Below are 14,768 nucleotides of genomic sequence, written 5' to 3'. Positions count from 1 at the left end.
ATAGCGAAGCCCGGACGCCATGGGCACCCGGAGCGGCGACCGACTCACCCGAGCAGCTTCTGGCCGGCCAGCAGCAGCCAGGTGAGGCCGGCCAGGGCCAGCGACACCATCACCGCGGCGGAGCCCAGATCCTTGGCGCGCCCGGAGAGTTCATGGTGCTCGGGGCCGATGCGGTCCACCACGCTCTCGATGGCACTGTTGACCAGCTCCACCACCAGCACCAGCAGGCAGCTGCCCACCAGCAGGATCCACTCCACCGGGCCCTGGCCGAGCCACCAGGCCAGGGGCAGCAGCAGCACGCAGAGGGCCAGCTCCTGGCGAAAGGCCGACTCGTGGCGCCAGGCGGCCTTGAGACCCTTGAGGGAGTAGCGGGTAGAGTGCACCAGGTGGCGCCAGCCGGTATGTCCGGGTTTCATCGCAGGGTTTCCTTGAATGCCAGGCGGCTCAGTGAGTGTCGATGATCCGCTCCAGGTCCACCGACAGTGGGTCCAGCACCTCGGGCCAGCTGAGATAGGGCGTGCTGCCAGTGCCGTTGACCAGCACCGTGAACACGCCCCAGCGGCCGCTGCGGGTACGGAAATAGCCGCTGACCGCCCTCACCGCCACCGGCTGGTTGAGGGTGCCGGTCTTGAGCATCACATGATGCTGGAAGGTGGGCGAGCCGCGGCGGATGAAGCGCATCACGCCGTTGCCGGGGGACTGCAGGGTCGCTACGAAGCTCGGAAAGAGCGACGGACGATAGTAGATGCTCTCCAGCAGCGCATTGGCCCCCCGGGCGGAGGTGCGATTCTCGGTGGTCAGGCCGCTGCCGCTGAACAGCGTCAACGGGCCATGGTCAGGGATCCCGGCCACGAAGGTCTCGATGGCCGCGCCGCCCTGGCGCAGGTCCGCCCGGGGCGTCTCCACCAGGTTCAGGGCCAGCACGTCGGCCATGAAGTTGTTGGAGTAGTTCATCACTCGCAGCAGCAGCTCCTGCAGCGGCTTGCTCTCCACCTCCGCGAGAGTCCGGGAAACGGCCGGCGGCTCGGCCAGGGTGGTCTCGGCGCCACCCCGCACCTGGATACCGGCCTGCTCGAGCATCGCCAGAAGGGTGACGGCCATCTGCTCGGCGGGGTCGGAGCTCGCCCGATAGATGTCGCGGGGCCGCGCACTGGTGGAGATCTGGCCGCTCAGCACCATGATGTCCCGGTCGTCCCGGGTGACCCGCTCGGCGCGCAGCTCGGTGCCGCTGTTGTCCGGGCGCGTTTCCACTCGGTTATCGATCTCGAGAACCGCCGCCTGGCTGTCACAGCCGGTCACCCGGGCCGGCTGCCCCGGCGCGTCACCCGGTGCCACGCTGACGCACCAGCTGCCATAGTTGACCCCTGCCGAGGAGAGCAGCGCGCTGTAGGCGTTGGCCGAGCGCTCCCGGGCCTGGCAGCGATCGGTGGTAATGCACTCCACCGGGCCGAATCGCCACTGGCTGATCAGGAGCCGCCCCTCCACCTCGCGCACCCCGGCCTGGTGCAGGCGCTGGGCCAGTCGCCAGAGGTCCTCGGTGGTCAGGGCCGGATCTCCACCGCCGTCGAGGATCAGATCGCCGGAGAGCAGGCCGTCACTGGTCGGACGCGCCTCGCTGACCAGCCGGGTGGCGAAGCGATGCTGGGGTCCCCAGCGATCCAGCGCCGCCGCCGCCAGGTAACTCTTGGTCACCGAGGCCGGCGAGAGCTGGCGATCGGGCTCGATGGCCCCCAGCACCTTGCTCTCATCGATCAGCCGCGCCTCGGCGCTGATCAGAAAACCCTTGTCGGCCAGGCGGCCCAGCTGGGGAAAACCCGAGGCCAGGGCGATCACCGGCAGCAGGCAGAACAGGAAGAGGCAGAGTCTCGACAGAGGACGACGCATGGCAACACCAGGGGTTGGGTCAGGACGAAGAAGGGTCAGCGGCTGGCGATCGAAGCGGCAAGCCGCACAAGGCCGGGGGCATGGGGCAGCTCTACCACCAGCTTCCACAGCGGCTGACCGCTCTCATGGTACTTCTGCTCGAAGGGGGTCAGGAAGTCGTCTCCAGGCTCATGGCGCAGCACCTCGGCCTCACGGCCGGTGGCCTGGGTCACGGCCAGGGCGAACTCCTCCACATAGAGCTTCCAGTTGGAGCGCAGCTCCAGGCGCCCGCCCAGGGCCAGGATCACCGGGAGGACCGGATGCCCCTGCCAGCGCATCTTGAGATGGGACGCCTTGGGATAGGGGTTGGGGTAGAGCAGGTAGTGCCTTGCCGGCTTCCAGCCATCGGCCAGTGCCAGGCGCCAGAAGTCGACCAGATCGGCGCGGACCAGCAGGGCGTTGTCGGGCAGGGTCCCGTGCTCCCGGTTCAGACGGCTCTCGCTGCGGTCCACGCCGATCACCGCGCTATCGGGAAAGTGCGCCGCCAGGCGACGAGTGGAGAGCCCCACCCCGCAGCCGGCGTCCAGCACCAGAGGCATATGAGAACGCGCCTCGAGCCATTCACTGGCCGCCTCGAAGGCCGTGCGGGTATGTTCCGCCACCGGCTTGCGCAGGGGGTTCGCCAGGGCACGGGCCACCCGCCGGCTCAGATCCTCGTGGGGGCCGGACTGATTGGTAACGATGGAGCGAGAGCTGGCATGCATGGCGATACCGAAAAGCGAAGGAGCGACGATTCTAGCAGCCCCACCGCTCCACCGCATGGCGCGCGAACAGGATGCCCGAAAAGCGAAAAACCCCGACCATCTCACGATGATCGGGGTTTTTCTGTATAAGTGCCTGACGATGATCGCGCCGGGCTCCGGGACTCTACTCGTCTCATTCTGAGACTCGCCCTTCGGGCCCGCTAAAGCGGTTCCCGTTTGTTCCCGACAAACGGGTCCATGGGAAGCCCCCCAGAACGACGAAACCCCAGCCATAGGGCTGGGGTTTCTGAAAAGGTGCCTGACGATGACCTACTCTCACATGGGGAGACCCCACACTACCATCGGCGCTGAGCGGTTTCACTGCTGAGTTCGGCATGGGATCAGGTGGTTCACGCACGCTATGGTCGTCAGGCGAAAAGGGGGTGAATCATGCTGAGATACGTCTCGCGTACCCGGCGTCGTCTGTCATCGACAGACCCCTTGGGTGTTATATGGTCAAGCCTCACGGGCCATTAGTATCGGTTAGCTCAACGCCTTGCAGCGCTTCCACATCCGACCTATCAACCAGCTGGTCTCGCTGGGCCCTTCAGGAGGCTCGAGGCCTCAGGGAAGTCTCATCTTGAAGGGGGCTTCCCGCTTAGATGCTTTCAGCGGTTATCCTGTCCGCACATAGCTACCCGGCAATGCCACTGGCGTGACAACCGGAACACCAGAGGTGCGTCCACTCCGGTCCTCTCGTACTAGGAGCAGCTCTTCTCAAACTTCCAACGCCCACGGCAGATAGGGACCGAACTGTCTCACGACGTTCTAAACCCAGCTCGCGTACCACTTTAAATGGCGAACAGCCATACCCTTGGGACCGACTTCAGCCCCAGGATGTGATGAGCCGACATCGAGGTGCCAAACACCGCCGTCGATGTGAACTCTTGGGCGGTATCAGCCTGTTATCCCCGGAGTACCTTTTATCCGTTGAGCGATGGCCCTTCCATACAGAACCACCGGATCACTAGAACCTACTTTCGTACCTGCTCGACGTGTCTGTCTCGCAGTCAAGCACCCTTATGCTCTTGCACTCAATGCACGATTTCCAACCGTGCTGAGGGTACCTTCGTGCTCCTCCGTTACGCTTTGGGAGGAGACCGCCCCAGTCAAACTACCCACCACACACGGTCCTCGATCCGGATAACGGACCTGAGTTAGAACGCCAATGATGCCAGGCTGGTATTTCAAGGTTGGCTCCACCCGAACTGGCGTCCGGGTTTCAAAGCCTCCCAGCTATCCTACACAAGCAACATCAGCGTCCAGTGTGAAGCTATAGTAAAGGTTCACGGGGTCTTTCCGTCTAGCCGCGGGTACACAGCATCTTCACTGCGATTTCAATTTCACTGAGTCTCGGGTGGAGACAGCGTGGCCATCATTACGCCATTCGTGCAGGTCGGAACTTACCCGACAAGGAATTTCGCTACCTTAGGACCGTTATAGTTACGGCCGCCGTTTACCGGGGCTTCGATCAGGAGCTTCGCTTGCGCTAACACCATCAATTAACCTTCCGGCACCGGGCAGGCGTCACACCCTATACGTCCGCTTACGCGTTTGCAGAGTGCTGTGTTTTTAATAAACAGTTGCAGCCACCTGGTATCTTCGACCGCTTCGTGCTCCGACCGCGAGGGCCTTCACACTAATGCGGCGTGCCTTCTCCCGAAGTTACGGCACCATTTTGCCTAGTTCCTTCACCCGAGTTCTCTCAAGCGCCTTGGTATTCTCTACCTGACCACCTGTGTCGGTTTGGGGTACGGTCTCACTGTATCTGAAGCTTAGAGGCTTTTCCTGGAAGCGTGGCATCGATGACTTCCTGACCGTAGTCAGTTCGTCTCGCCTCTCGGCCTTAGGATCCCGGATTTGCCTGAGATCCCAGCCTACTGGCTTTCACCAGGACAACCAACGCCTGGCTCACCTAGCCTTCTTCGTCCCCCCATCGCAATACAGTGAGGTACGGGAATATTGACCCGTTTCCCATCGACTACGCCTTTCGGCCTCGCCTTAGGGGCCGACTCACTCTGCTCCGATTAGCGTCGAACAGAAACCCTTGGTCTTCCGGCGGGGGAGTTTTTCACTCCCCTTGTCGTTACTCATGTCAGCATTCGCACTCGTGATACCTCCAGCAAGCCTCTCGACTCACCTTCATCGGCTTACACGACGCTCCTCTACCGCTCGTCATTCGACGAACCCGTAGCTTCGGTACCTGGTTTGAGCCCCGTTACATCTTCCGCGCAGGCCGACTCGACTAGTGAGCTATTACGCTTTCTTTAAAGGATGGCTGCTTCTAAGCCAACCTCCTAGCTGTCTGAGCCTTCCCACATCGTTTCCCACTTAACCAGGATTTGGGGACCTTAGCTGACGGTCTGGGTTGTTTCCCTTTTCACAACGGACGTTAGCACCCGCTGTGTGTCTCCCACGCTTGCACTCACCGGTATTCGGAGTTTGCCTCGGGTTGGTAAGTCGGGATGACCCCCTAGCCGAAACAGTGCTCTACCCCCGGCGGTGATACGTGAGGCGCTACCTAAATAGCTTTCGAGGAGAACCAGCTATCTCCGGGCTTGATTAGCCTTTCACTCCGATCCACAAGTCATCCAAATCTTTTTCAACAGATCCTGGTTCGGTCCTCCAGTTGATGTTACTCAACCTTCAACCTGCTCATGGATAGATCGCCCGGTTTCGGGTCTATTCCCAGCGACTGGTCGCCCAGTTAAGACTCGGTTTCCCTACGCCTCCCCTATACGGTTAAGCTCGCCACTGAAAATAAGTCGCTGACCCATTATACAAAAGGTACGCGGTCACAGAACGAGTCTGCTCCCACTGCTTGTACGCACACGGTTTCAGGATCTATTTCACTCCCCTCTCCGGGGTTCTTTTCGCCTTTCCCTCACGGTACTGGTTCACTATCGGTCAGCCAGGAGTATTTAGCCTTGGAGGATGGTCCCCCCATGTTCAGTCAAGGTTTCACGTGCCCCGACCTACTCGATTTCACATGATCAGATTTTCGACTACGGGGCTATCACCCACTATGGCCGCGCTTCCCAGCGCGTTCGCCTAATCAGTCACATGCTTAAGGGCTGGTCCCCGTTCGCTCGCCGCTACTGGGGGAATCTCGGTTGATTTCTTTTCCTCAGGGTACTTAGATGTTTCAGTTCCCCTGGTTCGCCTCCCGACACCTATGTATTCAGTGCGGGATACCCAGCTTGTGCTGGGTGGGTTTCCCCATTCAGAGATGCCCGGGTCACAGGTTGTTTGCCACCTCGCCGAGCCTTATCGCAGGCTTCCACGTCTTTCATCGCCTCTGGCTGCCTAGGCATCCACCGTGTGCGCTTAATCGCTTGACCATATAACCCCAAAGGGTCTGGTCTGCGATAACGTACGACATTGCCGGATACGCTTGAGACGTATCACTTGTTTCTTCTGGATCACTCCAGAAGGAACGTTTGTCAGCATGATTCACATTGTTAAAGAGCGACTGTCAATCGACAGTCATAAACCTGACATCTTTTGCTGCGATGCTGGCTTATGACTGCGGATCCGATCAGGTAAGACTGTTGCAGAGGAGACGATGGTGGAGCCAAGCGGGATCGAACCGCTGACCTCCTGCGTGCAAGGCAGGCGCTCTCCCAGCTGAGCTATGGCCCCACTGATACCCGATACTTCTGGGTAATTTTATTCAGGCCAAGGCATTTTGTGGCGACGCATAGCCTGCTATGCGAGTCACAAAATAACGCAGGACTGGATAAAATTTGGTGGGTCTGGGCAGATTTGAACTGCCGACCTCACCCTTATCAGGGGTGCGCTCTAACCAACTGAGCTACAGACCCGGCTTCCAACCACTGGGTCCGCGACCCAAACAGTCTTTGCTCTGGTCGATCAGGTAATTCATTGTGAGCACTTGTCGCGAGTCGGTGACGTCGTCGATAAGGAGGTGATCCAGCCGCAGGTTCCCCTACGGCTACCTTGTTACGACTTCACCCCAGTCATGAACCACACCGTGGTGATCGCCCTCCGAAGTTAGGCTAACCACTTCTGGTGCAGTCCACTCCCATGGTGTGACGGGCGGTGTGTACAAGGCCCGGGAACGTATTCACCGTGACATTCTGATTCACGATTACTAGCGATTCCGACTTCACGGAGTCGAGTTGCAGACTCCGATCCGGACTGAGAACAGCTTTATGGGATTAGCTCCACCTCGCGGCTTTGCAACCCTTTGTACCGTCCATTGTAGCACGTGTGTAGCCCTACCCGTAAGGGCCATGATGACTTGACGTCGTCCCCACCTTCCTCCGGTTTGTCACCGGCAGTCTCCTTAGAGTTCCCGCCATTACGCGCTGGCAAATAAGGACAAGGGTTGCGCTCGTTACGGGACTTAACCCAACATTTCACAACACGAGCTGACGACAGCCATGCAGCACCTGTCTGAGAGTTCCCGAAGGCACCAAGGCATCTCTGCCAAGTTCTCTCGATGTCAAGGGTAGGTAAGGTTCTTCGCGTTGCATCGAATTAAACCACATGCTCCACCGCTTGTGCGGGCCCCCGTCAATTCATTTGAGTTTTAACCTTGCGGCCGTACTCCCCAGGCGGTCGACTTATCGCGTTAACTGCGCCACAAAGGTCTCAAGGACCCCAACGGCTAGTCGACATCGTTTACGGCGTGGACTACCAGGGTATCTAATCCTGTTTGCTACCCACGCTTTCGCACCTCAGCGTCAGTGTCAGTCCAGAAGGCCGCCTTCGCCACTGGTATTCCTCCCGATCTCTACGCATTTCACCGCTACACCGGGAATTCTACCTTCCTCTCCTGCACTCTAGCCTGACAGTTCCGGATGCCGTTCCCAGGTTGAGCCCGGGGCTTTCACAACCGGCTTATCAGACCGCCTACGCGCGCTTTACGCCCAGTAATTCCGATTAACGCTCGCACCCTCCGTATTACCGCGGCTGCTGGCACGGAGTTAGCCGGTGCTTCTTCTGTGGGTGATGTCCTTCCTCGGGAGTATTAATCCCAAGGCTTTCTTCCCCACTGAAAGTGCTTTACAACCCGAGGGCCTTCTTCACACACGCGGCATGGCTGGATCAGGCTTTCGCCCATTGTCCAATATTCCCCACTGCTGCCTCCCGTAGGAGTTCGGGCCGTGTCTCAGTCCCGATGTGGCTGATCATCCTCTCAGACCAGCTACGGATCGTCGCCTTGGTGAGCCATTACCTCACCAACAAGCTAATCCGACATGGGCTCATCCGATAGCGCAAGGTCCGAAGATCCCCTGCTTTCTCCCGTAGGACGTATGCGGTATTAGCCTGGGTTTCCCCAGGTTATCCCCCACTATCGGGCAGATTCCCATGCATTACTCACCCGTCCGCCGCTCGACGCCTGGAAGCAAGCTTCCATCGTTTCCGCTCGACTTGCATGTGTTAGGCCTGCCGCCAGCGTTCAATCTGAGCCATGATCAAACTCTTCAGTTTAAGATCATATAGTGCATTAAGTGCACCAAACTTGGCTCAAGGTTCAAACGTTTCTCAAAAGACCCGAAGGTCTTGACGAGTCGCTTGCCTTGATGGTTCTGTGACTGGTCACCGAACTCATCGACAAGCGCCCACATGAATTACCTGATCGATTGTTAAAGAGCGGCTTCGAACTCTCGGGCGAACCCTGTGGAGTGAAGCGTCTCGCTGTGCTGTCGACCGGAGCAGGCTCTCTTGAGCTCTCCGCCTGTCGTCAGCGCCCTGCGAGGAAGGCGTATTCTACCGATTCGCTTCAGCGTGTCAAGCGGTGGTTGGCGATGCGCTGCATCCCGACCGATTTCCGCTGACTGCCCGCCTCATCCTGCCGAGGCGACTGCGAATCCAGTGGCGCACATCCTAGCGAATCTGCGGTGATTGTCAACTGAAAGTTTTTCGAAGCGTTTCAAAAAACTCAGACAGATCAATCACTTCTGCCACTTATTACCGCCTGCAACCTTGCTGGTCACCGGCAGCGGATGCGTACTTTACGGTTTTCCCCGGGGCCCTGCAAGCCCTTCCGGTAAAAAAGTTTCAGACCTTGCCCACAGGCGTGCAGGCCGGCCCCCTTGTGGATATCTCAGAGGGCAGACGCGACGGCGCCCGCACGGGGCGGGCGCTGCTGATCCTGGTTCATCCGAAGGCGGTCCACCGGGCGAGCATCAGGCCCCGGGAGGCGCATGCTTCACCTTGCGCATCGCTGCCATGACGGGCCCGGAAGCCACATAGGCACCGAACAGCAGCAGCAGCATCACCGAGGGCTGTACCGAGATCACCACGAAGCCCAACACGATGGCCAGCAGCACCACGAAGGGCACCGGCCCCTTGAGGTCGATATCCTTGAAGCTGTAGTAGCGGATATTGCTGACCATCAGGACGCCGGCAGCGCCGACGATCACCAGCATCAGCAGCTTGAAGCCGAAGGCCTCGGCATCGAAGCTGTGGAAGGTCCAGACGCTGGCCGCCACCAGGGCCGCCGCGGAGGGGCTCGGCAGGCCGATGAACCACTTCTTGTCGACGCTGCCGATCTGCACGTTGAAGCGCGCCAGGCGCAGGGCGGCACAGGCCACATAGAGAAAGGCCACCACCCAGCCGGTCTTGCCGATATCCTGGAGGATCCAGGTGAAGGCCACCAGCGCCGGCGCCGCCCCGAAGGAGAGCATGTCCGAGAGGCTGTCGTACTCGGCGCCGAAGGCGCTCTGGGTATTGGTCATGCGGGCCACCCGGCCATCCAGGCCGTCGAGCACCATGGCGATGAAGATGGCTACCGCCGCCGCGGTGAAGTCGCCGTTGATACCGGCCACGATAGCGAAGAAACCCGCGAACAGCGCCGAGGTGGTGAAGAGGTTGGGCAGCAGGTAGATCCCCTTGCGGCGTACCTTTTTGCCGTTCTCGACGGCCTCCTCGATCACCTCGGTCTCGCGCACGAAGGCCGCGGCCAGATCCTCCTCGGCCGGCGCCTCGGCGTCGGGCGCGGCCTTGTCGACGGGCTCGGCACCGGGGCGGGAAGAAGGGTGTTCGGTATTGCGGGAGTCCTGACTCATGCGTTTCGTCCATTGCCGAAATGAGGGTGCCCGCAGGCACTGGCTTCATTCTACACGCCCGCTGCGCTCTCACAACGCCGCCCCGCCTCGTCCGACCGTCCCATAAACGCGCAGGGGGCGCGGATATCCGCGCCCCCTGAAGGTCCCGTGAACCGATAGCGATCAGTTCTTGGACTTGTCGACCAGCTGGTTGGCAGCGATCCACGGCATCATGCCGCGCAGCTTGGCACCCACGACCTCGATCTCATGCTCGGCGTTCAGGCGGCGACGCGCGGTCATGGAGGGGTAGTTGGTGTTGCCTTCCTGAATGAACATCTTGGCGTACTCGCCGGTCTGGATGCGCTTGAGAGCGTTGCGCATGGCGGCACGAGACTCGTCGTTGATCACCTCGGGGCCGGTGACATACTCGCCATACTCCGCGTTGTTGGAGATGGAGTAGTTCATGTTGGCGATGCCGCCCTCGTACATCAGGTCGACGATCAGCTTGAGTTCGTGCAGACACTCGAAGTAGGCCATCTCGGGAGCATAGCCCGCCTCGGTCAGGGTCTCGAAGCCGGCCTTGACCAGCTCCACGGCGCCGCCGCACAGCACGGCCTGCTCACCGAACAGGTCGGTCTCGGTCTCGTCCTTGAAGGTGGTCTCGATGATGCCGCTACGGCCACCGCCGACGCCGGCGGCGTAGGAGAGCGCCAGCTCCTTGGCGGTACCGGAGGCGTCCTGGTGGATGGCGATCAGGTCGGGGATGCCGCCGCCCTTGACGAACTCGGAGCGCACGGTGTGGCCCGGGGCCTTGGGCGCGATCATGATCACGTCCAGGTCCTTGCGCGGCTCGATCTGGTTATAGTGGATGTTGAAGCCGTGAGCGAAGGCCAGGGTGGCGCCCTGCTTCAGGTTCGGCTCGACCTCGTTCTCGTAGATCGCCTTCTGGTTCTCGTCCGGGGCCAGGATCATGACCACGTCGGCGTTCTTGCACGCCTCGGGCACGCTGGCAACCTTGAGGCCGGCAGCCTCGGCCTTGGCGGCGGAGGAGGAACCTTCACGCAGAGCGACGGTGACGTCGACGCCGGATTCCTTCAGGTTATTGGCATGGGCATGGCCCTGGGAGCCGTAGCCCACGATGGTGACCTTCTTGCCCTGGATGAGGGAGAGGTCGCAATCCTTGTCGTAATACACGTGCATGGTCGTACTCCTGGAACGTCGATGAAAGAGGGTGTCAGCGCTGATGGCCACCCGCCCCGTCTGACGCGGGACTGGGCTCGCGGCATCCGATGGACTCACCATACGCCAGCCCCACCATTGCGTAAAACGCGATATTTGCAACGTGACGTGCCGGGATATGAAATAATGACGCCCATGGACATGCGACCCCTCAAGCACTTTCTGGCTCTCGCCGAGTCCCTGCACTTCGGCCGCGCCAGCAACGCCTGCCACGTCAGCCCCTCTACGCTCTCTCGCTCCATCCGTCAGCTGGAGGAGACCCTGGGCGTGGTGCTCTTCGAACGCGACAACCGCCATGTGGTGATGACACCCCACGGCATCACCTTTCTCGCCTACGCCCGGGAGGCGCTGGAGCAGTGGGAGCAGCTGCGCCTGTCGCTGCAGAGCGAGGCCCAGCGCCTTACCGGCGAGATCAGCGTCTACTGCTCGGTCACCGCCAGCTACAGCTTTCTCTACGCCCTGCTCAGCAAGTTTCGCACCCACCACCCCGGCATCGAACTCAAGCTGCACACCGGCGACCCCGCCGAGGCCATGGCCCGGGTGCTGGCCGGTGAGGAGGACATGGCGATCACCCCGCGGCCGCGGCGCACGCCGGAGGCCCTGGCCTTCAAGTCGCTGACCCGCGCCCCCCTGGTGTTCATCGCCCCCCAGGCATCCGCCGCCTGGATTCCCGCCACGCCGGAGTCCCCCAGCGCCGACCAGTGGCGCGAAGTGCCGATGATCCTCTCCGAGGCGGGCCTCTCCCGGGAGTTTGCCGACACCTGGTTCAAGGCGCTGGGAGTCACGCCGCAGATCTACGCCCAGGTGGCCGGCCACGAGGCCATCGTCAGCATGGTGGGACTGGGGTTCGGCATCGGCGTGGTGCCGAAGATCGTGCTCGACAACAGCCCCCTGCAGGAGCGCGTGCGGGTGCTCGCGGTGAAACCGGAGCTGCCCCACTACGATGTCGGGCTCTGCGTGCTGGAGCGCCGCCTGAAGAGCCCGCTGATCCGCGCCCTCTGGGACGAGGTGCAGGCGCGCTGACCGCGGACGCCCGCTACCGAACGGCCTCCCCAACATCGAGAAGGCCGCCCCGAAGGGCGGCCCTGTGATGCAGCGCGAGCGCAGCCATCGATCAGAGTGCGAGCACCTTGTCGCCGCGGGCAATGCCCGACACCCCGGTGCGCGCCACCTCCAGGATCCCCACCGGCGCCATGGCCTGCAGGAAGGCATCCAGCTTGCCGGCGTCGCCGGTGATCTGCACGGTGTAGAGGCTCGGCGTCACATCGACGATCTGCGCACGGAAGATATCCACGGTGCGCTTGACCTCGTCGCGAGCCGCGCCGAGCGCCTTGACCTTCACCAGCATCAGCTCGCGCTCGATGTGGTTGCCCTCGGTGAGGTCCACCAGCTTGACCACGTCGATCAGCTTGTTGAGGTGCTTGGTGATCTGCTCGATCACCCGGTCATCACCCACGGTGGTGACGGTGAGGCGCGACAGGGTCTCGTCCTCGGTGGGCGCCACGTTCAGCGTCTCGATGTTGAAATTGCGCTGAGAGAAGAGCCCCACCACGCGAGACAGGGCGCCCGGTTCGTTTTCCATCAGAATCGAGATGATATGGCGCATCAGGTCCGCTCCGTCTTGGAAAGCAGCATGTCACGCATGGAGCCCAGGGGCACCTGCATCGGATAGACGTGCTCGTGCGGGTCGACCGCAACGTCGAGGAACACCAGCTCGTGCTTGTCGGCAAAGACACGTTCCAGCGCCGACTCAAGCTCGTCGAGGGTCTCGACCTTCAGGGCGGTGAAGCCATAGGACTCGATCAACTTCTGGAAGTCGGGCAGCGACTCCATGTAGGAGTGGGCGTGGCGGGACTTGTAGTTGAGGTCCTGCCACTGGCGAACCATGCCCAGCGAGGCATTGTTCAGGTTGACGATCTTCACGCCGCCCCCGAACTGCTTACAGGTGGAGAGCTCCTGCATCATCATCTGGAAGCTACCCTCGCCGGTGACGCAGACCACCTGCTCCTCCGGGAAGTTCTGCTTGATGCCCATGGCGGCCGGGAAGCCGAAGCCCATGGTGCCAAGGCCGCCCGAGGTGATGAAGCGGTTGGGCTTGTCGAACTTGTAGTACTGGGCCGCGAACATCTGGTGCTGGCCCACGTCGGTGGTCACATAGGCCTCACCGCGAGTCACCCGGCACAGCGCCTCGATCACCTCCTGGGGCTTGATCGTCTCACCGGCCTTGGAGGGCTCGTAGAGCTTGCCCACGCGCTCCTCGCGCCAGCCGTCGATCTTCTGCCACCACTCGGCCAGGGCCTCGGGATGGGCGATCTCCTTGCCCTGCACCAGGCTGATCATCTCGCTGATCACGCTGCCCGCCGGCCCCACGATGGGCACGTCGGCGCGCACCGTCTTGGAGACGGAACTCGGGTCGACATCCACGTGGATGATCTTGGCGGTGGGGCAGAACTTGGAGGTGTTGTTGGTGACCCGGTCGTCGAAGCGCGCCCCGATGGCGATGATCAGGTCCGCGTGATGCATGGCCATGTTGGACTCATAGGAGCCGTGCATGCCCAGCCAGCCGAGGCACTGGCGGTCACTCTGCGGGTAGGCGCCGATACCCATCAGGGTGGTAGTGATGGGATAGCCCAGGCGCTTGACCAGATCGGTCAGCCCTTCGCTGGCACGGCCGGTGACCACGCCGCCACCGGTATAGAAGACCGGCCGCTTGGCCTTGAGCATCATCTCCACGGCCTTCTTGATCTGGCCGGTATGGCCGCGAGTGACCGGGTTGTAGGAGCGCAGCTTGACCTTCTTCGGATAGACGTACTCGTAGCGCTCGGTGGGCGCCGTCATGTCCTTGGGAATGTCCACCACCACCGGGCCGGGGCGGCCGGTGGAGGCCAGATAGAAGGCCTTCTTGAGGACTTCGGGAATCTCGGTCGGGTGCTTGATGGTAAAGCTGTGCTTCACGATGGGCCGAGTCACGCCGATGATGTCGGTCTCCTGAAAGGCGTCATCGCCGATCAGGTGGCTCATCACCTGGCCACACAGCACCACCATGGGAATGGAGTCCATGTAGGCGGTGGCGATGCCGGTCACGGCGTTGGTGGCGCCGGGGCCGGACGTGACCAGCACCACGCCGGGCTTGCCCGAGGCCCGCGCATAGCCGTCGGCGGCATGGGTGGCGGCCTGTTCGTGGCGCACCAGGATGTGCTTGACCTTGTCCTGACGGAAGAGGGCGTCGTAGATGTGCAGCGCCGCACCGCCCGGATAACCATAGATGTATTCGACGCCCTCATCCTGAAGGAAGCGGGCGATCATGTCTGCGCCGGAAAGCAGTTCCACTTGATGTCTCTCCCCTGGAGGTCTCGAGTGCGATCCGCGTGCCGAATGGGGCACGCGGGGTCGAGTGCGGCGGTATGCCGCTGCCGGACGCGCCGGCACCTGATGCCAAACCCTGGCGTTGATAGACCCGGATGGGGCCTGCACTCTCATCGCGGCGGATCGCCGCGTCGGGGCGTTGGCCGAGCCGGGCGGTTGACCCGCACTCGGAAGTCCTTCGGCGGGTAGAGGCCCTCTGGCCTACCCTTCGCGCGGGGATGGGGGGTTACCCGCAGAGTTCCGCGCCCGCAAATCAGGAAGGCCCAAGATTCCATTAGCGGCGCAATGGTGTCAACCGCATAAAAAGTGTGAGAGCCGCCGCGGGGCGTAAAAGAGCCCTCAGCGGGACATGCAAGGGCCCTCGGCGGGGTGTGGTGTAAAAGAGCCCGCCGGGCGGGCGCCAGGCGGGCAAGGGGGGTTACAGGACGCAACCTGATACTAGTGTAGTCGGCTATCGACCCGGCGCCTGGCCGAGTGC

8 protein-coding genes, 2 tRNA genes and 3 rRNA genes are annotated in these 14,768 nt (G+C 61.7%); 1 reads left to right on the top strand and 12 read right to left on the bottom strand.

What is annotated here, in order from left to right; translation table 11 throughout:
* Positions 1-44: 44 nt before the first annotated feature.
* The 10 genes from NHL60_RS02325 to ilvC form a co-directional block, all read right to left on the bottom strand.
* Positions 45-416: a diacylglycerol kinase gene (locus NHL60_RS02325; RefSeq protein ID WP_253448463.1), complete on the bottom strand. Its 372-nt coding sequence runs from the start codon at positions 414-416 to the stop codon at positions 45-47.
* Between the two features lie 28 nt (positions 417-444).
* Positions 445-1,884, bottom strand: coding sequence for a D-alanyl-D-alanine carboxypeptidase/D-alanyl-D-alanine-endopeptidase (gene dacB / locus NHL60_RS02320; protein WP_253448460.1), 1,440 nt, complete (start codon positions 1,882-1,884; stop codon positions 445-447).
* Positions 1,885-1,919: 35 nt separating this feature from the next.
* On the bottom strand, positions 1,920-2,627 hold the full coding sequence (locus NHL60_RS02315; protein ID WP_253448457.1) for a tRNA (guanosine(46)-N(7))-methyltransferase TrmB: 708 nt from the start codon (positions 2,625-2,627) through the stop codon (positions 1,920-1,922).
* 296 nt (positions 2,628-2,923) lie between these two features.
* Positions 2,924-3,039, bottom strand: a 5S ribosomal RNA gene (gene rrf, locus NHL60_RS02310).
* 79 nt (positions 3,040-3,118) lie between these two features.
* Positions 3,119-6,007: ribosomal RNA gene (locus NHL60_RS02305) — 23S ribosomal RNA — on the bottom strand.
* A 225-nt stretch (positions 6,008-6,232) separates the two neighbouring features.
* Positions 6,233-6,308 (bottom strand) — tRNA-Ala (locus NHL60_RS02300).
* Positions 6,309-6,413: 105 nt separating this feature from the next.
* Positions 6,414-6,490, bottom strand: a tRNA-Ile gene (locus NHL60_RS02295).
* Between the two features lie 97 nt (positions 6,491-6,587).
* Positions 6,588-8,126: ribosomal RNA gene (locus NHL60_RS02290) — 16S ribosomal RNA — on the bottom strand.
* The 16S, 23S and 5S rRNA genes sit together here with 2 tRNA genes alongside, the layout of an rRNA operon.
* Before the next feature lie 698 nt (positions 8,127-8,824).
* Positions 8,825-9,706 (bottom strand): CDP-diacylglycerol--serine O-phosphatidyltransferase, encoded by an 882-nt coding sequence (pssA, locus tag NHL60_RS02285; protein ID WP_253448454.1) that lies wholly within the window; start codon positions 9,704-9,706, stop codon positions 8,825-8,827.
* Positions 9,707-9,868: 162 nt separating this feature from the next.
* Complete coding sequence (ilvC, locus tag NHL60_RS02280) at positions 9,869-10,885, bottom strand: ketol-acid reductoisomerase (protein ID WP_253448452.1); 1,017 nt, start codon at positions 10,883-10,885, stop codon at positions 9,869-9,871.
* A 174-nt stretch (positions 10,886-11,059) separates the two neighbouring features.
* Here ilvC and ilvY point away from each other — a divergent pair, with 174 nt between their 5' ends.
* Positions 11,060-11,947, top strand: a complete 888-nt coding sequence (ilvY, locus tag NHL60_RS02275; protein ID WP_253448449.1) for an HTH-type transcriptional activator IlvY — start codon at positions 11,060-11,062, stop codon at positions 11,945-11,947.
* 91 nt (positions 11,948-12,038) lie between these two features.
* Here the strand turns inward: ilvY and ilvN are convergent, their stop codons facing one another.
* Positions 12,039-12,530, bottom strand: a complete 492-nt coding sequence (ilvN, locus tag NHL60_RS02270) for an acetolactate synthase small subunit (protein WP_253448446.1) — start codon at positions 12,528-12,530, stop codon at positions 12,039-12,041.
* The gene (locus NHL60_RS02265; RefSeq protein WP_253448444.1) at positions 12,530-14,254 is read right to left on the bottom strand and encodes an acetolactate synthase 3 large subunit; all 1,725 of its coding nucleotides are present in this window, start codon (positions 14,252-14,254) and stop codon (positions 12,530-12,532) included. The genes ilvN and NHL60_RS02265 overlap by 1 nt, the downstream gene beginning before the upstream one ends.
* Positions 14,255-14,768: the final 514 nt, after the last annotated feature.

Origin of the sequence: Halomonas sp. Y3 (assembly GCF_024137965.1) — a bacterium.
Classification (GTDB): Bacteria; Pseudomonadota; Gammaproteobacteria; order Pseudomonadales; family Halomonadaceae; genus Halomonas; species Halomonas mongoliensis.
Note: the sequence above shows the minus strand (reverse complement) of the source record. Positions and strands in the feature narration are given on the sequence as shown.